The organism is Actinosynnema sp. CS-041913 (assembly GCF_050942485.1).
Classification (GTDB): Bacteria; Actinomycetota; Actinomycetes; order Mycobacteriales; family Pseudonocardiaceae; genus Actinosynnema.
Genome location: NZ_CP192037.1, coordinates 4,562,948 through 4,587,945, shown reverse-complemented (window position 1 = coordinate 4,587,945; position 24,998 = coordinate 4,562,948). Strand labels below are relative to the sequence as shown.

The following is a 24,998-nucleotide window of genomic DNA, read 5'->3' as shown; positions in this document are numbered from 1 at the left end:
AGGCCTCGGCGTGCTGAGGTTGCTGTCCGTCCGACTGCTGGCGATGGTCCCATTGCTGCTCATCGTCAGTTTTTTGATCTACAGCCTGATCGCCCTGGTGCCCGGCGGGCCGGAGGTGGCGCTGGCCGGGAGCAACCCGACGCCGGAGAGGATCCAGGCGATCCGCGAGCAGCTCGGCCTCGACGTGCCGTTCCTGGTCCAGTACTGGAACTGGCTGACCGACGCGCTGCAGGGCGACCTGGGCAACTCCTTCGTCGACGGCCAGAGCATCTGGTCGGCGGTCGCCGCGGGGTTCCCGGTCACGCTCTCGCTGGTCGTCCTCACCCTGCTCATCGCGGCGGTGCTGGGGCTGGCCCTCGGTCTGGCCGCGGGCCTGCGGCCGGGCACCTGGATCGACCGGCTGTCGACCGTCACCGCGAGCGCGTTCATGTCGCTGCCCTACTTCTGGGTCGGCATGATGCTCGTGCTGATCTTCGCCATCCAGCTCCGGACCCTCCCGGCCGTCGGCTACGTGCCGTTCGCCGAGAGCCCGCTGGACTGGTTCGGACACCTCGTCCTGCCGGCGTTCTCGCTCGCGATCGTGCCGACCGCGGTCGTCGCCCGGCAGACCCGCGCCGCGGTGATCTCGGTGATGCAGGAGGACTACATCCGCACGGCGCGGGCCAAGGGCCTGCACCCCGGGCGGCTGGTCGTCAAGCACGTGCTGAAGAACGCCGCCGTGCCGGTGGTCACCGCGTTCGGCGTCGAGGCCAACCGGCTGCTCGGGGCGACCGTGGTCATCGAGCAGCTATTCGCCCTGCCCGGTGTCGGGAAGCTGGCGTACTTCGCGGTGTTCTCCCGCGACTTCCCGATGGTGCAAGGCATCCTGCTGATCACCGCGGTCCTGATCATGCTCGTCAACCTGGCGGTCGACCTGTCGTACGGCTACTTCAACCCGAAGGTCAAAGTGTCATGACTCGAAGTGTCAACGGGGACACCCGGCAGTCGGTCACCGCGCCCGCCGCGGAGGAGAGCGACCTCGTCGAGCCGGTCTCCCGCGCCCGCTCCATCGTGCGCCGGTTCCGCGCCAACAGGTCGGCCGTCGTCGGCGGCGGGCTGCTGCTGGCGATCATCATCGTGGCCGCGGCGGCTCCGATCATCGCTCCGTACGGACCGGCGCAGATCGACATCAGCGACCGGTTGTCCGGTCCGACCACGGAACACTGGCTCGGCACGGACGCGCTGGGGCGCGACACGCTGAGCCGCCTCATGCACGGAGGCCAGGTGTCGCTCGCCGCGGCCGGTCTCGCCGTCGCGATCGCGACGATCATCGGCCTGCCGCTCGGTCTGGTGGGCGGCTACTTCGGCGGCGTGGTCGACTGGATCCTGGACCGGACGGCCGAGGTGCTGATGTCGTTCCCCGCGATCGTCCTGACCATCGCCATCATCGCGGCGGTCGGGCCCGGGTTGACGACCGCGATGGTGTCACTCGGCATCGTGTACGCGCCGCGGATGTACCGCGTGGTCCGGGCGAGCACTTTCGGAGTCCGGCGCGAGGTCTACATCGAGGCGTCGACCAGCATCGGGACGCCGCACCTGATGATCCTGCGGAAGCGCGTGCTGCCGAACATCCTGCCGGCGCTGCTCATCCAGCTCTCGTTCCTGCTCGCGTCCGCGCTGCTGGCCGAGGTGACGATCAGCCTGCTGGGTCTGGGCGCGCTGCCGCCGACGGCGAGCTGGGGCAGCATGCTCGGGCAGGCGTTCCAGGAGATGCGCAGCAACCCGTCGCTCGCCGTGTACCCCGGGATCGCGATCGCCATCGCGACGCTGTGCTTCAACCTCGTCGGCGACGGACTCCGGGACGCCTTCGGCCGCGAGACGAGGAAGGCGTGATGACGGCCGCACGGAATGGCGAAGAACTGCTGCGGATCGACGACCTGCACGTCGACTTCCTGACCGACCGCGGGTGGACCAACGTCGTCAACGGGGTGTCCTTCGAGGTCGGTCCCGGTGAGATCGTGGGCCTGGTCGGCGAGTCCGGTTCGGGCAAGAGCGTCACCAGCCTGTCGGTGCTGCGGCTGCTGCCCACCTCGTACGCGCGCACCTCCGCGGGGCACGTGTGGTACCAGGGCCGGGATCTGATCGGCATGCCGGAGCGGGACCTGCGGGACATCCGCGGCAACGAGATCTCGATGGTCTTCCAGGAGCCGATGACGAGCCTGAACCCGGCCTTCACCATCGGCGACCAGATCGCCGAGGTCTACCGGCGGCACAAGGGCGGTCGGCGGCGCGCCGCGTTCGCCCGTGCCGCGGAGATGCTGGACCTCGTCGGGATTCCGGACGCGAGCAGCCGGGTGCGGGACTACCCGCACGAGTTCTCGGGCGGGATGCGGCAGCGGGCCATGATCGCGATGGCGTTGGCGTGCGAGCCGAGGCTGCTCATCGCGGACGAACCGGCCACCGCGCTCGACGTGACGGTGCAGGCGCAGATCGTCGCGCTGCTCGAAAGGCTCCGCGACGAGACGGGGTGCGGAATCCTGTTCATCACCCACGATCTCGGGCTGGTCGTGGAACTGGCCGACCGGGTCGTCGTGATGTACGCCGGTGAAGTGGTCGAGACCGCGGCGGCGCTCGACCTGTACAACGCGCCGAAACACCCGTACACGGCGGGGTTGCTGAACGCCATGCCCCAGTTGGGAACCCGCGGCACGGAGCTGCCGACGATCCCCGGTCGGACCCCGGAGCCCTGGCGCATGCCGGCGGGCTGCCGGTTCAGTCCCCGATGCCGACACGTGACCGAGCAGTGCGTGGCCGCCGAGCCGGCGCTGCGCACCGTCGAAGCAGGCCGCAGCAGTCGCTGCTGCCGCACCGAACAGTTGCACCTGGCAGGTTCCCCATGAGCGTCACACGATCCAGCGCGGAGGCGTCGTCCGGCTCGCCGGTCTCGGTGCCCGGACCAGGGCCGCTGGTGGACTTCCGCGACGTCAGCGTGGTGTTCCGGAAGAAGCGGCTGCTGGCGCCCGCGAGGCAGGTGCGCGCGGTCAACGACGTCACCTTCCACATCGCCGAGGGCGAGACCTTCGGCCTGGTCGGCGAGTCGGGGTCGGGGAAGTCCACCACCGGTCGCGCGCTGCTCAAGCTGGTGCCGACGGCGAGCGGGTCCATCACGGTGGCCGGGCAGGACATCACCGCGCTGCGCGGCCGGGGCCTGCGCGAGGCCCGGCGGAGCATGCAGATGGTGTTCCAGGACCCCTACTCGTCGCTGGACCCGTCGTCCACGGTGGCGGCGAGCATCGCGGAGCCGCTCATCGTGCACGAGAAGCTCTCGGCGAAGGCGGCGCGCAGCCGGGTGAACGACCTCATCGAGATGGTCGGGCTCCGGGCGAGCTACGCCGACCGGTATCCCTACGAGTTCTCCGGCGGGCAGCGCCAGCGCCTGGCCATCGCGCGGGCCATCGCGTTGAACCCGCGCTTCATCGTCTGCGACGAGGCCGTGTCCGCTCTGGACGTGTCCACGCAGAACCAGGTGATCAACCTGTTGGAGCGGCTGCGGGCGGAGTTCGGGCTGACCTACCTCTTCATCGCGCACGACCTGGCCATCGTGCGGCACATCTCGCATCGGGTCGGCGTGATGTACCTCGGTCGGATCGTCGAGACCGGCCCGGCGGAACGGGTCTACACCGCGCCGGCGCACCCGTATACGCAGGCATTGCTGTCGGCGATCCCGGACCCGCGCCGGAATTCGAAGCGGATCGTGCTGGAAGGGGATCTCCCCGACCCGGCCCGGCCGCCGGTGGGATGTCCTTTCCAAACCCGGTGCGGGTTCGTGATGGAAGTCTGCAAACAGCGGATGCCCGAACGCACCGCGGTCGTCGGCGGTGGGGAAGTGGCCTGCCATTTGCAGACGAGCGGTCCGGTATTGGCCGGTGCGCCGTTGAACGATCTCGATCCCGGACCGTGAGACCGCGCATTCAGGGCTTCGTGGCCTATGACGTCTCCCACGTTGCCTGACATATGATGGCGACCGTAGGCTGTAGTACGTCAGACAAAAGTAAGGATGGCCGTGACTGACTCGAAGCTCGACCTCCTGATCGAACGCCCGAGCGAGTCCGTTCCGGAGCTGGTCGTGCGGCGGATCCGCCACGCGATCGCCGCGGGACTGCTCCCTCCCGGTCGCAAACTCACCGAACGCGAACTCGTGGAACTGACCGGTGTGAGCCGGACATCGGTGCGGGAGGCCATGCGGCACCTGCAGACCCTGGGACTCGTGGAGCCGTCGCCCAGTCGCGGTGTCCGCGTCGCCAGGCTCGGCAGCGCCGAGGTGCGGGAGATCTACGAGGTGCGCGACGCGCTGGAGCCGGCGGCGGCCGAGCTGTTCGTGTTGAGGGCGACCGACGAGGAGGTCGCCGCGCTCGTGGAGAAGGTCCAGCCGCGCGCGTCGGGCGAAGAGCGGCTCAATGCCATCTTCGAATTCGACGAGCTGCTGGTCGAAGGCGCCCGCAACTCGCTGCTGAAATCCATGCTGGGGCCCCTGCACACCCGCATCCACGCGCTGCGCAGTTTGTCCGTGACCATTCCCGGCCGGCTTGAGGCATCCGCGCAGGAGTACCTCGACCTGGCCGAAGCGATTCGTTCCCGCTCGCCCGAACGTGCGGCGGAGGCCGCGCACCGCCACGTTCGGGCGGCGGCCAAGGCGGCGCTGGAAGCAGTGGAGATCCTGGAGAAGGAGAACCCGTAGGAAAAGCAACATCATGGCGCGAGCCACGTCGGCACGAGCACGAGGGTGATATCGCTATGGTCATGAATGATGTCGCGGTCGTCGGAGTAGGGTCGTCGGACTTTCGGCGGCTGTATGCGGACAAGAGTCGCCCCAACGACGTCTACCGGCTTGCCGCGGAGGCTTTCAAAGAGGCGCTGGCCGATAGCGGCGCCACCCGGCAGGACATCGACGGGCTGCTGTGCGTCAATGTCCAGTACGGCCGCCTGGGGGAGACGATCGGGATCACCGATCCGAGGTTCGTCCACGACCTGGAGGGCACCGGTCGAATGAGCGGTATCGCGCTCCAGGAGGCGTGTGCCCTCGTGCGCTCGGGCGTCGTGGACATGGTCGCCTGCGTATATGCCACGAACGGCCGGACGGCAGGCGTGAAGTACGGCGGCGGGGACGCCGATCCGGCCGGGGCGTACGACGCCATGTACGGCATGACGTCCACCGGCGCGTACGTGGCGATGATGTATCAGCGTTACCGCAGCATGTACGGAGCCCCGGAGGACGCGCTGGCCCCGCTCGCGATCAACAATCGCGCCAACGGGGCCCGCAATCCGATCGCGGTGTTCCAGGAGGAGATCACCCGGGACGACTACCTGTCGTCGCGGTTCATCGCCGAGCCGCTGCGCAAACTGGACTACTGCATCATCAACGACGGCGCGGTCGCGTTCATCGTGACGTCGGCCGAACGTGCCCGCGATCTGCGGAAGAAGCCCGTGCGGGTCGCGGCTTCGGCCGGCCGGGGCGAGTTGGGCCGCAGCTACATCAGTCCGGACTTCTACTTCTCGACCAGTGCGGCGGTGGCCGACGAGCTGTACCGGAAGTCCGGGATCGGCCCGGATCAAATCGACTGCATGCAGGTCTACGACAACTTCCTGCCGACGATCCTGTTCACCCTGGAGGGCTTCGGGCACGCCCCACGCGGGGAGTCCTGGAAGTGGATCCGGGACGGCCGGATCGAACTCGGTGGCGACCGACCGATGAACACGTCGGGCGGGCACACCAGCGAGAGCTACATGCAGGGCTTCGCGCTCCTGGCGGAAGCGGTACGGCAAGTCCGCGGCGAAGCCGGCGCGAGGCAGGTCGAGAATTGCCACACCGCGCAGTACATGTGCGTCTCACCCATCGTGACGTCGCACATCTTCACGGCCGACTAGAAGGGCGAGCCGATGGACGTAGCGGCCTACGCGAAGCTCTTGCCGGAGATCACTCCGCGCAACAAACCGTTCTGGGACGGTTGTGCCGCCGGCGAGCTTCGGCTCCAGCAATGCACGGACTGCGGGCGGCACCGGTTCCCGGACGCGCCGATCTGTGCGCAGTGCCTTTCCGACTCGGCCTCCTGGGAGGTCGTGAGCGGCACCGGCACCATCTGGTCGTGGTGCACCATGCACCAGAAGTACTTCGCCGCCTTTGCCGACGAGGTTCCTTATCGGCTCGTGTACGTGCAGCTCGCCGAGGGCCCGCTGGTGATCAGCGTGCTGGCGGACGAGTCGCCGGAATTGCGACTGGACCAGCCGGTGCGCGCGGTTTTCCGGCCGAGTGCCGGTGGGCGGATCGTTCTGCACTTCAGCACCGACGCGGCCGGCTCAAGATGACCGCGTCGCCGGCCCGGCCGGCGATGTGGCCACCGGAGGTATGTGAGGGGTTGTATTCCAATGGACCCGATCGCTGATCATGACCTCGTGCGGTACGAGGATTTGTCCGACGGCGTCGCGCGCATCACGCTGAACCGACCGGAGAAGCGGAATGCGATGAGCCGGGCCGCGCGGGCGGCTCTGCTCGACGTGTTGGACCGCTGTGACGGGCAGGTCCGGGTGATCGTGCTGACCGGCGCCCCGCCCGCTTTCTGCTCGGGGGTCGACCTCAAGGAATCCGCGGAGGAGGACATCGACGCCGACCGGCGGGGCGCGGGTCGGCGCACGAGCTGGCTGGCCGTGCAGGAACGCATCCGACAGCATTCGGCGATCGTCATCGCGGCGGTCAACGGATACGCGCTCGGCGGCGGGCTGACGCTGATCAATTCGAGCGATCTCGCCATCGCGGCGGACGACGCGCCGATCGGGATGCCGGAGGTCGGCTTCGGCCTGTACCCGGGGCTCGCCGGCCCGTCGACGCAGCTCCGGCTGGGTGCGAAGCGGGCGGCCTGGATGGTGCTGACCGCCGACCGGATCACCGGGGCGACGGCGGCGGAGTGGGGACTGGTGAACGCGGCCGTGCCGGCCGCCGAGCTCCAGTCGGCCGCGCTGGACCTCGCGCGGCGCGTCGCCCGGCACAACGCGGTCACCCTGACGTGGGCGAAGCGCGCACTCCACGAGGTCCCCATGTACATCTCGGACTGGACGAAGGCGCTGGAGTACGGCGAGGACGTGCGGTCCCAGATCACCGCGCGCACGGACGTGCTCGACGATCCGCGGGCCACCCACCGGATGGCGGTCGGCAAAGCCGGTGAAGGCACGCGATGAGCGGTCGACAGCGGACCGGCGCGCGCGACGGCCGGCACAGGCTCCTCCGGGTGGTCGAACTCGCCGATGGTGTGGCCGGCCAGGTCTGCGGGCGGTTGTTCGCCGGCCTCGGCCACTCCGTGATCAAGTGCGAACCGCCGGGCGGCGATCCGCTGCGGACGCAGGAGCCGGTCGACGCCGACGGTGTGGGTTACACGTTCGCCGCGCTGAACGCCGACAAGCGCAGTGTGCGACTCGACCCCGGCAACCCGGACGACCGGGAGCGGCTGTCGGGGCTGCTGGCGGCAGCCGACCTCGTGATCACCGACTTCGGCCCGGCCAGGGCCGCGGCGACCGGCCTGTCGCCGGACCGTTTGCGCTCGGCCCACCCGCGGCTGGTGGTCGTCGCGATCACACCCTACGGAGCCACCGACGCGCGGTCCGACGCCTACGGGGACAGCCTGCTCGCCGAGGCCTACGGAGGGCTGGCCGCGATGGTCGGCGAGCCGGCGCGAGCGCCGCTGAGCCTCGGCGGCGAGCAGACGGCGCACGCTGCGGCGTTCGTGGGCTTCTTCGGCGCCATGCTCGCGTCGCGGCGGCCGAGCGGCGACGTCGTGGACGTGGCGCTCTGCGACGTGGCGGCGTACATCGACTGGAAGAGCGACGTCGTCTACGCGGAGACCGGCCAGTTCCCCGGGCGGACGGGCACGAACAGCGGGCGCTGGCGGATCGTGCGGGCCGTCGACGGGTGGGTCGGGTTCATCTACCAGCCCGAGCAGTGGGACAGCGTCGTCACACTGGTCGGCGACCCGGCGCTGGCGGATCCCCGTCTGCACAGCGACGAGGCGCGCTCCGAACTCGTGGACTCCTGGTGGCCGGTGGTCGAGAGGTGGGCCGCGCAGCGTCCCAAGCGGGAGATCTACGACCGTGCGCAGCGCCTCGGACTGCCGTTCGGGTACTGCGCGGACCTGGCGGACCTCGCGGCCGATCCCCAGTACCGGGCGAGGTCGTTCATGCCCGACCCCGGACGCGACACGGACGGGTCGTCCGGTGGCCGGTTGGCACCCGTCGTCGGGCTGCCGTGGCGGTGCGGTCCACCGCCGAGCCTCCCCGGCGACGACGGCGCGGCCATGCCGTGGCCGGACCTGGGTGCGGTGGACGGTGTGGCCGCGTCGCGACCGGACCTGAGCGCGACGGACGGTGTGGCCGCGTCGCGACCGGTCCCGAGCGCGGCGGACGGTGTGGTCGACGGCGGCGACCAGGGCCCGCTCGCCGGGGTCGTCGTGCTGGACCTCGGCACCATCACGGCGGGTGCGGCCACCGGCCGGCTGCTCGCGGACTACGGCGCCACCGTCATCAAGATCGAGGCGACGGCGCGACCGGACGCGTTCCGGGTGTGGCCGGCGCCCACGGCGGGGGACGCCGAGGTCACGGAGGAGTCGCCGCTGTTCGAGTCGAACAACGCGGGCAAGCTCGGGATCACGCTCGACCTGAAGACCAGCTCCGGACGGGCGGCCATGCGACGGCTGGTCGAACGGTCCGACGTCCTGATCGAGAACTTCACCGTGGGCGTCACGCACCGGCTCGGCGTCGACTACCCGACGTTGCGCGAGGTCAACCCGCGGCTGATCTACCTGTCGCTGTCCAGCCAGGGGCAGTCCGGCCCCGAGTCGGGCATCCGTTCCTACGGCTCGACGCTCGACCTGCTCTCCGGCCTGGCCTCCATCACCGGGTACCCGGGGGACCACCCGATGTGGTCGTCGGCCGACATCAACTACCCGGACCAGTTGGTCTCCCTGTTCGGCGCGGGCCTGATCGCCTACTGCGTGACCCAGGACCTGCGCGGGACGTACCTCGACGTGTCCCAGCGGGAGCTGGTGAGCTGGACGCTCGCCGATCGCATCACGGAGCACCTGGCCGCCGGGACGGTTCCCGGGCCGACCGGCAACCGCCGTCCCGGCAGCACGCCGCACGACGTGTACCGCTGCGCAGGCGAGGACCGGTGGATCGCCCTCGCCTGCCGCACCGACGCGGAACGGGCCGCGCTGGCGGCACTCGTGGGCGCGGACCGGTTGGCGGACAGGCCGGCCCGCTGGTGGGAGCTGAACCACGATGAGGTCGACGCCGCGATCAGCGCGTGGACGCGGCGGCGCGAGACCGGGGAATGCCTGCGTGAGCTGGAACAGGCCGGAATTCCCTGCGCGCCGGTCCGGACGGCCCGGGAGCGCGCCGAGGACCCGCACTTCCGGCGTCGCCGGGTCTTCCTCGACGGATCGCCCCGGAAGAAGGGGTATCCGCTGCGGCTGTTCGGCTACGAACCGCCGCCGCCGCGGCCGGCGCCGCGGATCGGCGAGCACAACGCCGACGTCCTCGACGGCCACCGGCCGGGAGCCGACGCCGGGTTCGCCGCGGAGACCACCGGAGTGCCGTCCCAGCAAGCGGGAGGATCGACATGAACGCCAACGACGCCGCCGTGATCATCGGAGCGTACGAACACCCGGGCCGTGAGCTGCCGGACAAGTCGCTGGCGCAGATCCACGCCGAAGTCGCCATCGGGGCGCTCGCGGACGCGGGGCTGACGCTGGACGACGTGGACGGCTTCTTCTGCGGGCACGACGCGCCGGGGTACGGCGGCGGCTGGGTCTCCATGGCCGAGTACCTGGGCCTGCGCAACCTGACCTACATGGACTCGACCGAGAGCGGTGGGGCCTCGCCGATCTACCACGTGTCGCACGCGGCGGCGGCCATCGCGGCGGGCAAGTGCTCGGTCGCGCTCATCACGCTCGCGGGCAAGCCGCGGACCGGCATCCAGCCCGGCGGAGGTGGACCGGCGCGGCCGGAGGACAGCTTCGAGGGCGCGATGTTCGGCGTCACCGGGCTGGTGAGCTCCTACGCGCTGGCGGCCCGCCGGCACATGTACGAGTACGGCACGACGAGCGAGCAGCTCGCCGAGATCAAGGTGGCGGCGACGAAGCACGCCTCCCACAACCCGAACGCCTTCCTGCGCAAGGTGATGACGGTCGAGGAGGTCGTCAACTCGCCGCTCGTCGCCGACCCGCTGCACCGGGCCGACTGCTGCCTGGTGACCGACGGCGGTGGCGCCGTGGTCGTGGTCAGCCGCGAGGTGGCCCGCAGCCTGAACAGGCAGCCGGTGAAGATCATGGGCCAGGGCGAGTCCGCGAAGCTGACCAACGGCGGCCGGGTCGACCTGACCTACACGAGCGCCGTCTGGTCCGGGCCGAGGGCGTTCGAACAGGCCGGGGTCACCCCGCGGGACATCGACTACGTGTCGATCTACGACAGCTTCACCGTCACCGTCCTGATGGTCCTGGAGGACCTCGGCTTCTGCGAGAAGGGCGCGGGCGGCCGGTTCGTGCTGGACGGCGCGCTCGTCGCGCCGCACGGACGGCTGCCGTTCAACACCGACGGCGGCGGGCTGAGCAACAACCACCCCGGGCACCGCGGCGGGATCACCAAGATCATCGAAGCGGTGCGGCAGCTCCGGGGCGAGGCGAACCCCGGTGTGCAGGTGCCCGACTGCGACGTGGCCCTGGTCCACGGCAACGGCGGCGACCTGGGCACCCGGATGCGCAGCGCCACCATGATCCTCGGAAGGGACAGCGCCCGATGAGCGACGTACGGCAGAGCCCGGTCCTGCCCACCCCGCAGCCGGTGGTCAACCCGGACACCGCGGAGTTCTGGAAGGCGACGGCGGAAGGCACGCTCCTCGGCACCCGCTGCGGCGACTGCGACGCGGCGATCTGGTACCCGCGACCGATCTGCCCGTTCTGCCACAGCTCTGACACGCGGTGGGAGCGGTTCTCCGGTCGGGGCGTCGTGTACTCGTACAGCGTCGTCCGCCGCGCCGCCGGCGAGTGGGCCGGCGTCACCCCGTACGTGCTCGCCTACGTGGAGCTGGCCGAGGGGCCCCGGGTGATGACGAACATCGTCGACTGCGACGTCGAGCAGGTCCGCATCGGGGACGCGGTCGAAGTCGTGTTCGAGGACACCGGGAACGGCAGCGCGCTGCCCCGTTTCCGTCCCGCGCGCACGACGTAGGCAGCCGGTGACGAGGTCCGCGAGTCCGGAAGGAAGCTGGGTAGGAATGACAACCATCAACAAGGTGTACGAGTCTCCGCAAGCGGCTGTCGCAGACATCCCGGACGGCGCCAGTGTGTCGATTGCAGGGTTCGGGATGACCCACAGCTTCCCGACGAGCCTCACCGTGGCCCTTCGGGAGCACGGTGCCCGGCAGCTCTGCATCGTCGCCAACTCGCTCGGCACCGGTGAGTACCGGTCGAACACGCTCATCGAGAACGGTCAGGTCAACCGTTTGATCGTGTCGTTCTCGGCCCGTGCGGGGGAAGCGACGTCCGCCGCCGAGAAGCAGATCGCCGCGGGCGAGATCCAGGTCGAGCTGGTGCCCCAGGGCACCCTCGTCGAGCGGCTGCGCGCCGGCGGGGCCGGCATCGGCGCCTTCTACACGCGCACCGGCGTCGGCACCATGGTGGCGGAGGGCAAGGAAATCCGCGTGATCGACGGTGTCGAGCACGTGCTGGAGATGGGCCTGAAGGTCGACTACGCGCTCATCCGCGCCGCACGGGCGGACCGCTACGGCAACCTCGAATTCGAGGGCGTGGGGCGGAACTTCATGCCGGCCTTCGCGAAGGGCGCCCGCGTCGCGATCGCCGAGGTGGACGAGATCATCGACGGCGAGCTGGACCCCGAGACGGTCGGCCTGCCCGGCATCTTCGTCAGCCGGGTGGTCCGCAAGACGATCGACGTCCCGCACGACTTCCCGGCGCCGCGGCACGGGGCGGACACCGCCCGCACGTACCACGGGAAGCCGGCGCTGACCCGCCGGCAGATGGCGGAGGTGGCGGCGGGGCTCGTGCCCAACGGCAGCTACATGAACCTGGGCCTCGGGATTCCCACGCTCATCTCGAACTACATCGCGGGCCGGGACATCGTGCTCCACTCGGAGAACGGGGTGCTCGGCTACGGGACCATCGCCACGCACGAGGACTACGACCCGGACGTCTACAACGCCGGCGGGCAGTACGTGCACCTGGAGAAGGGCGCCTCGTTCTTCGAGAGCGTCACGTCGTTCGAGATGGTGCGCGGGGGGAAGGTCGACTTCGTCGCGCTCGGGGCGTTCGAGGTCGACGCCGCGGCCAACCTCGCCAACTGGAGCACCCCGAACATGGTGGGCGGTGGCATCGGCGGTGCCATGGACCTGGTCGCGGGCGAGGTCACGGTCATGGTGCTGATGACCCACCTCGACTCCAAGGGCCGGCCGAAGCTCGTCAAGAACTGCGAGTACCCGTTGACCGGGCGCAACTGCGTGGACATCGTCGTGACGGATCTGTGCGTGCTGCGGTGGAGCGGCGAGGTCTTCAAGCTCGAATACGTGGCGCCCGGATACACCGCGGCCGAAGTCGCCGAGCTGACCGAGCTGGAACTCGACCTCTCGGCTTTCGCGGAGTAGTGGCCACCGTGTCGGATCTCGCCGAGTTGACCGCCGCGGAGCTGGCCGAGGCCTACGGGCGGCGTGAGGTGTCGCCGGTGGAGGCGACGCGTGCCGCGCTGGCCGCCATCGAAGCCCGGGACGCCGAACTGAACGCGTTCGTCCTGGTCGACGCGGACAGCGCGCTCGCGGCGGCGGCCGAGTCGGAGGCGCGCTGGTCGGCCGGCACGCAACGCGGGCCGGCCGACGGCATCCCCACCACCGTCAAGGACCTGGAGCGGACCCGCGGGTGGCCGACGCTGCGCGGAAGCTGGCTGGTCGACGACCCGGGTCCGTGGCCGGAGGACTCGCCGAGCGTGGCCAGGCTGCGGGAGGCGGGCGCCGTCCTGCTCGGCAAGACCACGACACCGGAGTTCGGGTGGAAGGGCGTCACCGACTCGGACCGGTTCGGGATCACCAGGAACCCGTGGAACCCGACGCTGACGCCCGGCGGCTCCAGCGGCGGCTCCGCGGCGGCGGTCGCGGCCGGGATGGGCACCTGGTCGGTCGGCACCGACGGGGGCGGCTCGGTGCGGGTGCCCGCGTCCTTCACCGGCACGGTCGGTTTCAAGCCGACCGGCGGCCTGGTCCCGATGTACCCGGCCGGCAGCAACGGGCTGCTGTCGCACCGGGGGCCGATCACCCTGTCGGTGCTGGACGCGGCGATCCTGCTGGAAGTGATCGCCCGGCCGGACATCCGCGACTGGGCGGCGCTGCCCGCCCACGACGGGTCGTTCGTCCGCGGCATCGAGACGGGCATCGCCGGTCTCTCGATCGGCTACTCGCCCGATCTCGGGTACGGCCGCAACGACCCCGAGGTCGCCGCACTGGTCGCCGCGGCGGTCGACGTGCTGGCGGGGCTCGGCGCGCGCGTGACGGAGGTCGAACCGATCTTCGACGACCCCGTCGAGGCGTTCCAGACGCTGTGGTGCGCGGGGGTGGCGAAGATGCTCAAGGCCTACCGGCCGGACGACCTCGGCCGGGTGGACCCGGCGCTGCTGGACTACGCGGAACGGGGCCGCGCGACCACCGCCGTCGAGTACCTGGACGCGCTGGCGGTGTGCGCGGACCTCGGTGTCCGGATGGCGCGGTTCCACGAGTCGTACGACGTGCTGGTCACGCCGACCGTGCCGATCGTCGCCTTCCCGGCCGGCCGGAACGGTCCCGACCCGGCGCAGTCCCAGGTCTGGGCGTCGTGGACGCCCTACACCTATCCGTTCAACATGACCAGGCAGCCGGCGCTGAGCGTGCCGTGCGGCCTCACGCGTTCCGGGCTCCCGGTCGGGCTCCAGGTGGTGGGCGCCCGCCACCAGGACGGCCGGGTGCTCAGGGTGGGACGCGCCTACGAGAGGCACACCGGCTGGTCACCGGTCACCGAGGCGTCGCGGACGCGGGCCACGAGGAGAGGAAAGCTGTCATGACGGGGCTACCCACGGTCGCGAACCTGATCAACGGCGAGTGGCTGCGCAGCGACCACGAGCGCATCGTGCACCACAAGTTCACCGGCGAACCGATCGCGGTGGCGTACGACGCGACGACCGACATGGTCGCCGACGCGGTGTCCGTCGCGCACGCGGCGAGCCGCTCTCCGCTGGACCCGCTGGAGCGCTTCGAGATCCTGCGGGCGGTGGCCGGGGCGATCGCGGAGAACCGCGAGCAGCTCGCGATCGACGTGGTACGCGAGTCGGGGTTCAGCCTGAAGGACTGCCTCGGCGACACCGACCGGGCGGTCCAGACGATGCTGACCTCCGCCGAGGAGGCCAAACGGATCGACGGCGCGGTCGTGCCCATCCAGGCGGCGCCGGGGTTCGCGCACCGCCTGGCGTTCACCATCCGCCAGCCGGTGGGCGTGGTGGGCGCGATCACGCCGTTCAACTCCCCGCTGAACACCGTCGCCCACAAGATCGGACCGGCGCTGGCCGCCGGGAACGCCGCCGTGGTCAAGCCGTCGCCGTTCACGCCGATCGCCGCCGCCGCGCTGTGCCGGATGCTGTTGGAGGCGGGGTTGCCGGCCGGTCTGATCGGACTGGTGCTCGGGCCCGGCGAGACGATCGGACGGGCGCTCGTCGAGGACGAGCGGGTCGACTTCGTGACGTTCACCGGCAGCACCGCCACCGGCAAGAGCATTTCCGCGAGCCTCGGCATGCGGCGGGCGACGATGGAGTGCGGCAACGTGTCCGCGACCATCGTGTGCCGCGATGCGAACGTCGTGTCCGCGGCGCAGCAGTGCGCCCGAGGGGCGTTCCGCAAGTCGGGCCAGGTGTGCACGTCGGTGCAACGCCTGTACGTGCACGCGGACGTGATGGACGAGTTCCTGGACGGGTTGGTCGCCGCCGCGTCGAAACTGGTCGTCGGAGACCCGGAGGACCCGCGGACGGACATCGGGCCGATGATCAGCGAAGCCGCCGCGCAACGGGCCGAGGAGTGGGTGGACGCCGCCGTCGAGCAGGGCGCCCGGGTCGTGGCCGGGGGCAAGCGATCGGGGCCGGTGATGACACCGACGATCCTGGTCGACGTCCCGTCGCGGGCGCGCGTGCTGTGCGAGGAGGCCTTCGCCCCCGTCGTGTCGGTGGTGCCGTTCGAGGACTTCGACGCCGCGATCGACGCGGTGAACGATACCCCGTTCGGCTTGCAGGCGGGCATCTTCACGCGGGATCTGGACAGCGCCCTGACCGCGGCACGGCGTCTGCGGGTGGGCGGGGTCGTGGTCAACTCGCCGTCGAGCACGCGAGCGGACCTGATGCCGTACGGCGGTGTGAAGGACAGCGGGTACGGGGTGGAAGGGCCCCGCTACGCCATCCGCGAGATGACCGAGGAACGGCTGGTGCTGATCGAGCCGGCCGGGTCCAGGTAGAGGGGCCGGGATGTCGACCGTGCGGGTAGCCGCCGACGAGTTGCGGGACGCCACGACGCGGATCTTCGTCGCGTGCGGGGTGCCGCTGGAGGACGCCCGGCTGGTGGCGGACAGCCTGGTGCAGGCCGACCTGTGGGGCCACCAGTCGCACGGGGTGCTGCGTGTGGGGTGGTACGTCGACCGCATCCGGTCGGGCGTCATGAACGGCGTGACGAAAACCGAGATCGTGTCGGACCACGGCGCCGTGGCGACGATGGACGGGCGGGACGGCATCGGCCAGGTCATCGCGGCGCGCGCGGCCGAGGAGGCCATCGACCGGGCGACGCGGCACGGGGTCGGCGTCGTCGCGGTGCGGAACTCGAACCACTTCGGCACTGCCGCGTACTTCACCAGGATGGCGCCGCCGCGGGGCTGCATCGGCATCCTGACGACGAATTCGAGCCCGGCCATGGCGCCGTGGGGCGGCCGGGGAAAGCTCGTCGGCAGCAACCCGTGGTCGGTCGCGGCGCCGGTGGACGACGGCCCGCACATGGTGCTGGACATCGCCAACACGGCCGTCGCGCGGGGGAAGATCTATCTCGCCCGGAACCAGGGCAACGAGATCCCGGACGGGTGGGCGGTCGACGCGGACGGCACGCCGACCCGTGACCCCGACGAGGCCCTGCTCGGCACGGTGCTGCCGATGGCCGGGCACAAGGGGTACGGCATCTCGGTGATGATGGACGTGCTGTCTGGGGTGCTCGGCGGAAGCGGTTTCGGATCGGGCGTCAACGGGCCGTACCAGTCCACCGAGCCGGGCCGGTCGGGGCACCTGTACCTGGCTCTGGACATCGCCTCGTTCGGCCCGTCGCCGGAGTTCGGGGAGCGGATGACGGCCCTCGTCGCGGAGCTGAAGTCCGGCTCGCGGGACGGGGCGGAGGAAGTGCGGTACCCGGGCGAGATCGAGAGCCTGGCGGAGTCGAGGAACGCGCAAGAGGGGCTGCTGCTGCCCGAGCGGACCATCGCCGACCTGCGCCGGGTCGGGAGTGAACTGGGGGTCGAGGTGTCGGTCGAGCGATGAGCATCAAAGTCAGCGCGCTCCGCGTCGGACGGTCGAAGGACGTTCCGCTGGCCGCCGCCGTCTACGGCTTGGCCGGTGACGAAACCGTCGACATCCACATGTTCATGTTCGTGATCGAGGCCGAGGGCACGCGTGTCGTCGTCGACACCGGAACGCTGTCGCCCGACTACGTCCGACAGCACCACCCGTACGACTTCGTGCGCGCCGGCGGGGAGTCGCCCGAGACCGTGCTCCGCGAGTGCGGGGTCGAGCCCGACGACGTCGACTTCGTGGTCAACACCCACCTGCACTGGGACCACTGCTCGAACAACGCCCTGTTCCGGAACGCCCGGGTCCTGGTGAACCGGCGGGAACTGGAGTACGCGGTGCACCCGTTGCCGGTGCACGAGCGCGCGTACGAGAAGCTGCCCGGCCTGCAGGCGCCGTGGATGTCGGCCTGGGACCGCATCGAGGCGATCTCCGGGGAACAGCGGCTCTGCCCCGGCGTGACCGTCGTCCCGCTGCCGGGGCACACGCCCGGCTCGCAAGGCGTGCTGGTCGAGGCGGACGGCGGGCGCTACCTGCTCGCCGGCGACGCGATCGGCGTCTACGAGAACTGGAACCCGGACGATTGGCGGAAGAGCGTCGCGCCGACCATCCACACCAACCTGTTCGAGTGCTACGACACCTTCGAGTACGTTGCCGCACTGGACTGCGAGGTGATCCCGAGTCACGATCACCGTATCCTCGACAGCGCCCTGTTCCGGCATTCTGTCGCCCTCTGACGCGGACGCCACCCCTGCGCACCGCCCGCGACGGGCCCGCCACCCTGCCCGGACGATTCCCCAAGTGGTGGAATGACGGTGCGGGACCGGTGGCAGGTGGCGGCCGGCGCGAGGGCGAGCACGAAGGGGGCGGGGTACGTGGAGGACGACGGACTGGTGGCGAGGCTGCCACCGGACGCGGCGGCGGCGCTGCTGGCGCTGGGCGAGCGGGTCGAGTACGCCACCGGTGAGACGGTGTTCCGCGAGGGTGACCGGGACGTCCGGACCGCGCTGCTGCTCACCGGCGCGGTCACGGTGCGCACCGGCGGCACGGCCGCCGAACCGACGCTGCTCGGCGTGGTCTGCGCGGGAGACCTCGTCGGCGAGATGGCCCCGTTGGACGGCAACCCCCGGTCCGCCACGGTGGCCGCCTGCGGCCCGGTCACGGCCCGCCTCATCCCCCAGCACCGGTTCCTGGACGTCCTAGACCGCCACCGCGCGCTCCGGGAGGAACTGGCCCGGTCGGTCGTGGCCCGGCTCCGCCGCGCCAACGCGCTGCGCCGCGACCTGCCGTCGCGGGCCGAGACCCGCGTCGCCCGGGTCCTGGTCGACCTCGTCACCCGCCTGGGACACCTCGAACCCGACGGCAGCCGGACGCTGGACCTGCCGCTGACCAACGTCGAGGTGGGCTCGCTCGCCGGGCTGAAGCGCCGCAGCGCCGAACACGCGTTCGCCGCCCTGCGCGAGGCGGGCGTCGTGCGGGCCGGGACGCGACGCGTCATCCACGTACCCGACCTGTCCCACCTGGCGACGGTCGCCGCCGGACGGCGGCGGCAGACGACGGCCAGGCCGGCGGGCCTGCGGTGAGCGGCGGTCCGGCCGGCTCCGCCGAGTCCCGGCCGCGGCGGGCAACCTGAACGCCCGAACGTTCTCGGCCGACGGCCTGGCCCCACACCCCGGCCGGCCCCACACCCCGGTCGTCGTCACACCGGGACGGTCTTGTCCGAATCCGGCGAGACACCACTGCTCCGCAGTCTCCATGCTCATGGCCGCACCAATCCCCAACCCGGAGGACTCCGTGTCGCGACAGGACAACGCCAAGACGTTCCGAGACCTGCACACCGGCCCGATCCTGGTACTGCCGAACGCCTGGGACGCCGCCTCCGCGCGCCTGGTGGAGCACGCCGGCGCCAAGGCGGTGGCCACCACCAGCGCGGGCATGGCGTGGAGCCTGGGCGTGCCGGACGGCGGCCACCTCGACCGGGCGACCGCGATCGCGGCGCTGGCCCGGATCACCGGAGCGGTCACGGTCCCGGTCACCGCCGACATCGAGGGCGGCTACGACGACTTGGCGGAGACCGTCACCCAGTTGCTGGCCGCGGGCGTGGTGGGCGTCAACATCGAGGACAGCGCCGCCGCCCGCCTGCTCGACGTGGACGACCACGCCGCCCGCCTGGCCATCGTCCGGGACACCGCCGCCGAGGCCGGTGTGGACCTGTTCGTCAACGCCCGCATCGACGTCCACTTCTTCGGCGACGGGCAGTTGTCCACCACCCTGCGCCGGGCCGAGGCGTACCTGGCGGCGGGGGCGGACGGCATCTTCGTGCCGGGCGTGGCCGACCCGGACGCCATCGCCACGTTGGCGAAGGAGATCGACGCGCCGCTCAACATCATGGCCGGCACGGGATCACCCACCGTCGCCGAGCTGGCCGACCTGGGCGTGGCGAGGGTGAGCGTCGGCCAGGGCATCGCCGAGGCCGCCTATGCCGTGGTCCGGGACTCGGCCACCCGCCTGCTCACCACCGGCGCCTACCAGGTGGGCGGTGTCGACTACGGGCAGATGAACGAGCTGCTCAGCCGAGGAGCGTGAGGAACCCGCCGGGATCGTCGGACAGCCGCACCGCGCTGCGCGCCGAGCGGACGGTGTGGGCTCCGTTGCTGGTCAACACCCTGTTCCTCGGTGCGAACGCGGCTTCGGCGGCGTTGCTCATGCCAGGGTCAGTCCTGGTCGGCCCACCAGCGGCGGCCCGACTCGCCCAGCGTGGAGATCGGGTCGTAGTACGGGTAGCGCCGGTCCAGCGCGTCCGGGTCCTCCAGCTCGATCCCGGTCCGGTAGTTCTTGGTCCAGTACGAGATGCCCAGTTCCCGGTCGTACTCGGCCAGTTGGTGGACCCAGCGCTTGCCCACGTACGGCACGTCGCACACGATGCGCGGCGTCGCGTAGCCGGGCAGGTAGCCCATGATCGCGTGCTGGAGTTCCTGCGCCTCCCACACCGCGACCCGCCAGTGCTCGGCGTTGGGGATCATGTCGCACATGTAGAAGTAGTACGGGAGGATGTTCGCCTCTCCCTGCAACGCGAAGCACAGGTCCAGCAGGTCGTCCGGCGTGGCGTTGACGCCCTTCATCAGCACGCCCTGGTTGCGCACGTCCCGCACGCCGACCTCCAGCGCCGTGCGGGCGGCTTCGGCCACGAGCGGCGTCACGGATTGGGCGTGGTTGACGTGGGTGTGGATGGCGAGGTTGACGCCTCGGCGGCCGGCGGTCCGGGCGACCCGTTCCAGGCCTTCCACGACCTTGGGCTGGAGCCAGTGCTGCGGCAGCCCGGCCAGCGCCTTGGTCGCGAGCCGCACGTCCCGCACGGTGTCGATGTCCATCAGCCGCATCAGGAACGATTCGAGCTGCGGCCACGGCACGTTGGCCACGTCGCCGCCGGAGACGACGACGTCCCGCACGCCGGGCGTGCGCTTGAGGTAGGCGATCATCCGGTCCTGCCGGTCCACCGGTTTGAGCAGCAGCTTCTGCTTCTGCACCTGCGGGGTGGAGTTGCCGACCAGGTCCATGCGGGTGCAGTGGCCGCAGTACTGGGGGCACGTCGACACCAGCTCGGCGAGCACCTTGGTGGGGTACCGGTGGGTCAGGCCTTCCTCGACCCACATCTCGGCCTCGTGCAGCGAGTCCCGGGACGAGTGCGGGTGGCTCGGCCAGTCCGGGTCGCGGTCGGCGCGGACCGGGATCATGTAGCGGCGGACCGGGTCGGCGAGGAACGCGTCGGTGAAGTCCCGCGGGGCCGCGTCGGGGGCCATGGTGTTGAGCATCTGCGGCGGCACGAGCATGGACATCGTGGCCAGGTTCTCCTGGTCGGCGGCCAGTTCGTCGTAGAACCGCTCGTCCAGCAGGTCGCCCATGAGGGCACGGAGCTGCTTGACGTTCTTCACGCAGTTCACCCGTTGCCACTGGGCGTCCCGCCACTGCGCCTCGGTGACGTCCCGCCAGCCGGGGAACCGCCGCCAGTCGGGCTCCACGAGTTCCCGGCGGACGTAGGTGTACGGCTGTAGGTCGGGTCGCTCCAGCGCGGGCACGACGTCGTGTAGCGCAGTCATACATGCTCCCTACCCGTAGAGTGGCGTAAAGATATGCTGCCAGACTGGCTGTTGGGCGTAAATATTTCGGCAGGGAGTGTTTTGGGCGGTTCGTTCGTTGAGGGGGTATGCGCGTGTTCCCGCTAGTGCTCATCGGTCTGGCCGTCGAGATCACCGCCCTGGTGGCGGCCTTCGGGGCGTGGGGCTTCCTGCCCACGCTCGGGCTGCTCGTCCTGGGCGGCGTGGTCGGCTCGGTCCTGATGCGCCGTGAGGGCGCACGCACGATGGCGGCGTTCTCGGAGGCCCTGCGCACCCGCCGCGCACCCCACCAGGAGATCGCCGACGGCGTCCTCATCGCGGCGGCCGGCTTCCTCATCATCGTGCCGGGCTTCCTCAGTGACATCGTGGGCCTGTTCCTGTTGTTCCCACCGACCCGCCGACTGGTCAGCAGGCGCATCGCCCGCCGTTCGGAGCAACGCGAGCGGGAGATGACCCTGAACCTGCGCTACGGCCGGCCACCGACCGCCGGCGGCGTGGTGATCGACGGCGACGTGGTGGACATCCACCCGAACGGCCGTCCGCAGCAACCGAAGCCCGCCGACCGACCCGAACTGACCTGACCTGCCTCGAAGCTCAAAGCTCAAAGCTCAAAAGAAAAGTCCTCGCGGACCTTGGCATCGACGGCCATGGGCAGGCGGATACGCCCGGTATCGACCATGCCTCGCACTGCGGACCGACTCAGACCGAACCCGGCCATCAGCAGCTTCTCGACTCGGACAGGCGCCGGGAGCTCGAACCTGACAACGACCTCAAGCCCTGAATCCTCAAGCTCGTGGAACGGCATGTCGGTGTCCAGCTCCCAGGTGCCGCTCCAATCGAGCCGGTGCGCCGCTGCGCCCATGGTCAGCCGCCGCACCATGGCGGGATCGTTGTTCTCGAACATCCGCAGCCGTTCGCGTTCGAGTGCCTGCACATGGATGCGCTCGTGGATGGGAATCTTCGACGTGCGGTCGCACAGCTCGCAGCAGATCAGCATCCAGACGTCGAGGAGCTTGCCGTTCGCGTTCACGCGGAACTTCCCGGTGGGGTGGTGGCGCGTGGACCGGCACGACACGCACGCTTTGACGATGGCGGGCAGTCCGAGTTCCCGGACCACCCACAGCGCCTTCCGGTCGACCTCGAATGCGCCTTCAGCGGGCATGCGGATACTGCGGGAATCGTTCATGGCTTCGGTGAACCTTGAAATCTACGGAGGAGGCATCGGGCCGCGCGAAACGGCACCGTGGATTACCTCTTGGACCAGTGGCGTTGGGCCGGCGCGCCGGAAGAACAGAGCGTGCCGGTGCGACGTCGCATATCACGTCGTGTGAAGGAGCCCGCGCCGATCACACGGTGCGGGCTTTGAGTGGTGTGCCACTGGTTACAGCTCCATGCTCGCCATCCTGGTCAACTTGCGGGCCGTCGGGCAACGGATTTTCTCGTAGCGGATCCAGGTCTGGAGACCAACGCGAGTCGGTCGGCTGGGCGGGTTGCTCTGCGGGCGGCGTGTGGCGCCGGCAGCCGTCCCCCGGCAGCTCATAGGGCCCGATCAGGGTGGTCCGTTTGCGTGCTGTTCCCGGCTTGAGCCCGGATCTGCGTGCTTCTGGAGCGCGTTGGGTCCGTGGTTCCTCTTCTGCCGTTGCGCTGCGTAAAAGCAGGGCTCGTCGTGCTGGGTGTGGGTGGTTGGCGTGTGTCACCTGGTTGTGTGGGGGGTATGTGAGACGGCATGACCGTCATCGGTGTGCACGCCTCGCATGAGCAGGTCCACCCGTCTCGGCTGTTGGATGCCGTTCGTCGGGCTGAGGAGGTCGGGTTCGACGCGGCGATGTGTTCCGACCACTTCTCGCCGTGGAGTTCGCGCCAGGGGCAGTCCGGGTTCGCGTGGTCGTGGTTGGGTGCTGCGCTCCAGGCGACCGGGTTGCCGTTCGGGGTGGTCAACGCGCCTGGTCAGCGGTATCACCCGGCGGTTGTCGCGCAGGCTGTCGGCACGCTCGGGGCGATGTACCCGGGTCGGTTCTGGGCCGCGTTGGGGACCGGGGAAGCTAGCAACGAGCACATCACCGGTGAACGGTGGCCGCGCAAGGAGGTGCGGACCGCTCGTCTGCGGGAGTGCGTCGACGTGATCCGTGCCCTGCTCGACGGGGAGGAGGTCAGTCACTCCGGGTTGGTCACGGTGGACCGCGCGAAGCTCTGGACCAGACCCGACTTGCCGCCGAAGCTGGTGGGTGCGGCGGTCAGTGTCGACACCGCGCGGTGGTGTGCGGAGTGGGCGGACGGGTTGATCACGGTCAACGCGCCGGTCGAGCACCTGCGGAAGATGGTGGACGCCTACCGGGGTGCGGGCGGTATCGGGAAGTTGGCGCTCCAGGTGCACCTGAGTTGGGCGTCGGACCAGGGGCGGGCCTCGGCGATCGCGCACGAGCAGTGGCGCAGCAACGTGTTCGGCCCGCCGGTGTGCTGGGATCTGGAGACGGCCGAGCACTTCGACGTGGTGTCCGCGGACGTGACGCCGGAACAGGTCGCGCGCACGGTGAACGTGTCCGCCGACCTCGGCCGGCACGCCGAGACGCTGCGTGGCTACGTCGAGTTGGGGTTCGAGGAGCTGTACCTGCACCACGTCGGTCAGGAGCAGGACGCGTTCCTGGACGCGTTCGGCGAGCGGGTGCTGGCGGAGGTGCGGTCGTGAAGCTCACCCGGACCGCCGACCTGTGGTGGAAGAACGCCGTCGTGTACTGCCTGGACGTGGAGACGTTCCACGACTCCGACGGCGACGGGCACGGCGACTTCCGCGGTCTCATCGACAAGATCGACCACCTGCACCGGCTCGGGGTCACCTGCCTGTGGCTGATGCCGTTCTTCCCCTCCCCGGACCGCGACGACGGCTACGACATCACCGACTTCTACGGCGTGGACCCGCGGTTGGGCACGCTGGGCGACTTCGTGGAGTTCGTCCGCACCGCCCGCGACCGGGGCATGAGGGTGATCGCCGACTTGGTGGTCAATCACACCTCCGACCAGCACCCGTGGTTCCAGGAGGCCCGCGGCTCGCGGGACAACCCGCGCCGCGACTGGTACGTGTGGCGTGACCAGCCGCCGCCCGACGCCGAGCAGGGCGTGGTGTTCCCCGACCAGGAGAAGTCCCTGTGGGAGCTGGACGAGCACACCGGCCAGTACTTCCTGCACCGCTTCTACAAGCACCAACCGGACCTCAACGTCGCCAACCCGCGGGTGCGGGACGAGATCGCCCGGGTGATGGGGTTCTGGATGGAGCTGGGCCTGTCCGGGTTCCGGGTGGACGCGGTGCCGTTCCTGCTCGAAGCGCCGGTGCAGGACCTGCCCGACCCGCACGACTACCTGTGCGACCTGCGCGCGTTCCTGTCCCGCCGCAACGGCGAGGGCGTGCTGCTGGGCGAGGTGAACCTGCCCTACACCGACACGATGAAGTTCTTCGGCAGCGCCGACGGGGTGGGCGACGAGCTGCACATGTGCTTCGACTTCATCGGGATGCAGCAGCTCTACCTGTCGTTGGCGCGCAAGGACGCCGGCCCGGTGACCCACGCCCTCAAGGAACGCCCGCAGCCGCCGCGCGACTGCCACTGGGCGACGTTCGTGCGCAACCACGACGAGTTGATCCTGGACAAGCTGACCGAGCCGGAACGGCAGGAGGTGTTCGCCGCGTTCGGCCCGGACGAGGACATGCAGCTCTACGGGCGCGGCCTGCGCCGCCGCCTGCCGTCGATGATGGGCGACGCCCAGCGCACCAAGATGGTCTACAGCCTGCTGTTCTCGCTGCCCGGCACGCCCGTGCTGTTCTACGGCGAGGAGGTCGGCATGACCGAGGACCTGTCCCAGCCGGACCGGCTCGCGGTGCGGACGCCGATGTGGTGGGACGCGGCGGAGGAGCAGCAGTACGACCCGGACTCGCTGCTGGCGTGGGTGCGGCTGCTGATCGAGCGCTACCGGGACTGCCCGGAGTTCGCGTGGGGGCAGTTCCAGGTGATCGACACCGCCGACCCGGCCGTGTTCGCGCACCGCTGCGACATCGACGGCGGGACGGTGGTCGCCGTGCACAACCTGGGCGACGGCAAGGCGGAGGTCGATCTGTCCGGTGTGGACGGTGCGCTGACCGACGTGTTCTCGGGCGCTCCCGCGTCGGCGGAGGTGACGCTGGAGCCCTACGGCTGCCGCTGGCTGCGGGCTCAGGTGAGCGGGTAGCCGTGGGAGGTGCGGTTGGCTGGGGTTCAGGTA

General features: G+C 70.3%; 23 protein-coding genes and 1 pseudogene. 21 read left to right on the top strand and 3 right to left on the bottom strand.

The features are described from left to right. Positions 1-10: 10 nt before the first annotated feature. The 17 genes from ACQPZF_RS21375 to ACQPZF_RS21295 all read left to right on the top strand — a co-directional run bounded on the left by ACQPZF_RS21375 (position 11) and on the right by ACQPZF_RS21295 (position 18,218). A complete protein-coding gene (locus ACQPZF_RS21375; RefSeq protein ID WP_433274301.1) occupies positions 11-955 on the top strand; it encodes an ABC transporter permease in 945 nt (314 codons plus the stop codon). Beyond that, the gene (locus ACQPZF_RS21370) at positions 952-1,872 is read left to right on the top strand and encodes an ABC transporter permease (RefSeq protein ID WP_433274299.1); all 921 of its coding nucleotides are present in this window, start codon (positions 952-954) and stop codon (positions 1,870-1,872) included. The genes ACQPZF_RS21375 and ACQPZF_RS21370 overlap by 4 nt, the downstream gene beginning before the upstream one ends. Beyond that, complete coding sequence (locus ACQPZF_RS21365; RefSeq protein ID WP_433274298.1) at positions 1,872-2,879, top strand: ABC transporter ATP-binding protein; 1,008 nt, start codon at positions 1,872-1,874, stop codon at positions 2,877-2,879. The genes ACQPZF_RS21370 and ACQPZF_RS21365 overlap by 1 nt, the downstream gene beginning before the upstream one ends. Then, positions 2,876-3,940 (top strand): ABC transporter ATP-binding protein, encoded by a 1,065-nt coding sequence (locus ACQPZF_RS21360; RefSeq protein WP_433274296.1) that lies wholly within the window; start codon positions 2,876-2,878, stop codon positions 3,938-3,940. Before ACQPZF_RS21365 ends, ACQPZF_RS21360 begins: the two co-directional genes overlap by 4 nt. A gap of 102 nt (positions 3,941-4,042) precedes the next feature. Further along, positions 4,043-4,717, top strand: coding sequence for a GntR family transcriptional regulator (locus ACQPZF_RS21355; protein WP_433274294.1), 675 nt, complete (start codon positions 4,043-4,045; stop codon positions 4,715-4,717). A 62-nt stretch (positions 4,718-4,779) separates the two neighbouring features. Further along, positions 4,780-5,904 carry a thiolase family protein gene (locus ACQPZF_RS21350; protein ID WP_433274292.1) on the top strand — a complete coding sequence of 375 codons (1,125 nt, stop codon included), beginning with the start codon at positions 4,780-4,782 and terminating at the stop codon, positions 5,902-5,904. 12 nt (positions 5,905-5,916) lie between these two features. Next, positions 5,917-6,342: a Zn-ribbon domain-containing OB-fold protein gene (locus tag ACQPZF_RS21345; protein ID WP_433274290.1), complete on the top strand. Its 426-nt coding sequence runs from the start codon at positions 5,917-5,919 to the stop codon at positions 6,340-6,342. A gap of 87 nt (positions 6,343-6,429) precedes the next feature. Beyond that, positions 6,430-7,209: an enoyl-CoA hydratase/isomerase family protein gene (locus ACQPZF_RS21340; RefSeq protein WP_433274288.1), complete on the top strand. Its 780-nt coding sequence runs from the start codon at positions 6,430-6,432 to the stop codon at positions 7,207-7,209. After that, positions 7,206-9,644: a CoA transferase gene (locus ACQPZF_RS21335; RefSeq protein ID WP_433274286.1), complete on the top strand. Its 2,439-nt coding sequence runs from the start codon at positions 7,206-7,208 to the stop codon at positions 9,642-9,644. Before ACQPZF_RS21340 ends, ACQPZF_RS21335 begins: the two co-directional genes overlap by 4 nt. Next, positions 9,641-10,819, top strand: coding sequence for a thiolase domain-containing protein (locus ACQPZF_RS21330; protein WP_433274284.1), 1,179 nt, complete (start codon positions 9,641-9,643; stop codon positions 10,817-10,819). The genes ACQPZF_RS21335 and ACQPZF_RS21330 overlap by 4 nt, the downstream gene beginning before the upstream one ends. After that, the gene (locus ACQPZF_RS21325) at positions 10,816-11,247 is read left to right on the top strand and encodes a Zn-ribbon domain-containing OB-fold protein (protein WP_433274282.1); all 432 of its coding nucleotides are present in this window, start codon (positions 10,816-10,818) and stop codon (positions 11,245-11,247) included. The genes ACQPZF_RS21330 and ACQPZF_RS21325 overlap by 4 nt, the downstream gene beginning before the upstream one ends. Before the next feature lie 46 nt (positions 11,248-11,293). Then, positions 11,294-12,676, top strand: a complete 1,383-nt coding sequence (locus ACQPZF_RS21320; RefSeq protein ID WP_433274280.1) for a 3-oxoacid CoA-transferase — start codon at positions 11,294-11,296, stop codon at positions 12,674-12,676. 8 nt (positions 12,677-12,684) lie between these two features. Next, on the top strand, positions 12,685-14,115 hold the full coding sequence (locus ACQPZF_RS21315; RefSeq protein ID WP_433274642.1) for an amidase: 1,431 nt from the start codon (positions 12,685-12,687) through the stop codon (positions 14,113-14,115). Then, on the top strand, positions 14,112-15,548 hold the full coding sequence (locus ACQPZF_RS21310; RefSeq protein ID WP_433274278.1) for an aldehyde dehydrogenase family protein: 1,437 nt from the start codon (positions 14,112-14,114) through the stop codon (positions 15,546-15,548). The genes ACQPZF_RS21315 and ACQPZF_RS21310 overlap by 4 nt, the downstream gene beginning before the upstream one ends. A gap of 10 nt (positions 15,549-15,558) precedes the next feature. Next, positions 15,559-16,608 carry an Ldh family oxidoreductase gene (locus ACQPZF_RS21305; protein WP_433274276.1) on the top strand — a complete coding sequence of 350 codons (1,050 nt, stop codon included), beginning with the start codon at positions 15,559-15,561 and terminating at the stop codon, positions 16,606-16,608. Continuing rightward, positions 16,605-17,372, top strand: coding sequence for an N-acyl homoserine lactonase family protein (locus ACQPZF_RS21300; protein WP_433274274.1), 768 nt, complete (start codon positions 16,605-16,607; stop codon positions 17,370-17,372). Before ACQPZF_RS21305 ends, ACQPZF_RS21300 begins: the two co-directional genes overlap by 4 nt. A gap of 72 nt (positions 17,373-17,444) precedes the next feature. Further along, entirely contained in the window at positions 17,445-18,218 is a 774-nt protein-coding gene (locus ACQPZF_RS21295; RefSeq protein WP_433274273.1) for a Crp/Fnr family transcriptional regulator, read from the top strand. A gap of 15 nt (positions 18,219-18,233) precedes the next feature. Here ACQPZF_RS21295 and ACQPZF_RS21290 read toward each other — a convergent pair. Further along, positions 18,234-18,392: pseudogene (locus ACQPZF_RS21290) on the bottom strand (Ada metal-binding domain-containing protein); the annotation flags it as partial. A 4-nt stretch (positions 18,393-18,396) separates the two neighbouring features. Here ACQPZF_RS21290 and ACQPZF_RS21285 point away from each other — a divergent pair. Then, positions 18,397-19,221 (top strand): isocitrate lyase/PEP mutase family protein, encoded by an 825-nt coding sequence (locus tag ACQPZF_RS21285; RefSeq protein WP_433274271.1) that lies wholly within the window; start codon positions 18,397-18,399, stop codon positions 19,219-19,221. Between the two features lie 128 nt (positions 19,222-19,349). On the opposite strand, the gene ACQPZF_RS21280 is transcribed toward ACQPZF_RS21285, so the two are convergent. Continuing rightward, the gene (locus tag ACQPZF_RS21280; protein ID WP_433274269.1) at positions 19,350-20,732 is read right to left on the bottom strand and encodes a KamA family radical SAM protein; all 1,383 of its coding nucleotides are present in this window, start codon (positions 20,730-20,732) and stop codon (positions 19,350-19,352) included. Between the two features lie 107 nt (positions 20,733-20,839). Here ACQPZF_RS21280 and ACQPZF_RS21275 point away from each other — a divergent pair, with 107 nt between their 5' ends. Continuing rightward, positions 20,840-21,331, top strand: a complete 492-nt coding sequence (locus tag ACQPZF_RS21275; protein WP_433274267.1) for an FxsA family protein — start codon at positions 20,840-20,842, stop codon at positions 21,329-21,331. Between the two features lie 20 nt (positions 21,332-21,351). On the opposite strand, the gene ACQPZF_RS21270 is transcribed toward ACQPZF_RS21275, so the two are convergent. Beyond that, positions 21,352-21,936, bottom strand: coding sequence for a DUF1062 domain-containing protein (locus ACQPZF_RS21270; RefSeq protein ID WP_433274265.1), 585 nt, complete (start codon positions 21,934-21,936; stop codon positions 21,352-21,354). 540 nt (positions 21,937-22,476) lie between these two features. On the opposite strand from ACQPZF_RS21270, the gene ACQPZF_RS21265 reads away from it, so the two are divergent. Together ACQPZF_RS21265 and ACQPZF_RS21260 are read left to right on the top strand one after the other, a co-directional pair. After that, positions 22,477-23,436, top strand: a complete 960-nt coding sequence (locus ACQPZF_RS21265) for a TIGR03885 family FMN-dependent LLM class oxidoreductase (protein WP_433274263.1) — start codon at positions 22,477-22,479, stop codon at positions 23,434-23,436. After that, on the top strand, positions 23,433-24,965 hold the full coding sequence (locus ACQPZF_RS21260; protein ID WP_433274261.1) for an alpha-amylase family protein: 1,533 nt from the start codon (positions 23,433-23,435) through the stop codon (positions 24,963-24,965). The genes ACQPZF_RS21265 and ACQPZF_RS21260 overlap by 4 nt, the downstream gene beginning before the upstream one ends. The last annotated feature ends 33 nt before the right edge of the window (positions 24,966-24,998 follow it).

Bases quoted from the DNA above. Each gene is read 5' to 3' on its own strand.
- ACQPZF_RS21370 (WP_433274299.1), top strand. From the start codon at position 952: ATGACTCGAAGTGTCAACGGGGACACCCGGCAGTCGGTCACCGCGCCC.
- ACQPZF_RS21365 (WP_433274298.1), top strand. From the start codon at position 1,872: ATGACGGCCGCACGGAATGGCGAAGAACTGCTGCGGATCGACGACCTG.
- ACQPZF_RS21360 (WP_433274296.1), top strand. From the start codon at position 2,876: ATGAGCGTCACACGATCCAGCGCGGAGGCGTCGTCCGGCTCGCCGGTC.
- ACQPZF_RS21350 (WP_433274292.1), top strand. From the start codon at position 4,780: ATGAATGATGTCGCGGTCGTCGGAGTAGGGTCGTCGGACTTTCGGCGG.
- ACQPZF_RS21345 (WP_433274290.1), top strand. From the start codon at position 5,917: ATGGACGTAGCGGCCTACGCGAAGCTCTTGCCGGAGATCACTCCGCGC.
- ACQPZF_RS21335 (WP_433274286.1), top strand. From the start codon at position 7,206: ATGAGCGGTCGACAGCGGACCGGCGCGCGCGACGGCCGGCACAGGCTC.
- ACQPZF_RS21330 (WP_433274284.1), top strand. From the start codon at position 9,641: ATGAACGCCAACGACGCCGCCGTGATCATCGGAGCGTACGAACACCCG.
- ACQPZF_RS21325 (WP_433274282.1), top strand. From the start codon at position 10,816: ATGAGCGACGTACGGCAGAGCCCGGTCCTGCCCACCCCGCAGCCGGTG.
- ACQPZF_RS21320 (WP_433274280.1), top strand. From the start codon at position 11,294: ATGACAACCATCAACAAGGTGTACGAGTCTCCGCAAGCGGCTGTCGCA.
- ACQPZF_RS21310 (WP_433274278.1), top strand. From the start codon at position 14,112: ATGACGGGGCTACCCACGGTCGCGAACCTGATCAACGGCGAGTGGCTG.
- ACQPZF_RS21305 (WP_433274276.1), top strand. From the start codon at position 15,559: ATGTCGACCGTGCGGGTAGCCGCCGACGAGTTGCGGGACGCCACGACG.
- ACQPZF_RS21300 (WP_433274274.1), top strand. From the start codon at position 16,605: ATGAGCATCAAAGTCAGCGCGCTCCGCGTCGGACGGTCGAAGGACGTT.
- ACQPZF_RS21295 (WP_433274273.1), top strand. From the start codon at position 17,445: ATGACGGTGCGGGACCGGTGGCAGGTGGCGGCCGGCGCGAGGGCGAGC.
- ACQPZF_RS21285 (WP_433274271.1), top strand. From the start codon at position 18,397: ATGGCCGCACCAATCCCCAACCCGGAGGACTCCGTGTCGCGACAGGAC.
- ACQPZF_RS21280 (WP_433274269.1), bottom strand. From the start codon at position 20,732: ATGACTGCGCTACACGACGTCGTGCCCGCGCTGGAGCGACCCGACCTA.
- ACQPZF_RS21275 (WP_433274267.1), top strand. From the start codon at position 20,840: ATGCGCGTGTTCCCGCTAGTGCTCATCGGTCTGGCCGTCGAGATCACC.
- ACQPZF_RS21270 (WP_433274265.1), bottom strand. From the start codon at position 21,936: ATGAACGATTCCCGCAGTATCCGCATGCCCGCTGAAGGCGCATTCGAG.
- ACQPZF_RS21265 (WP_433274263.1), top strand. From the start codon at position 22,477: ATGACCGTCATCGGTGTGCACGCCTCGCATGAGCAGGTCCACCCGTCT.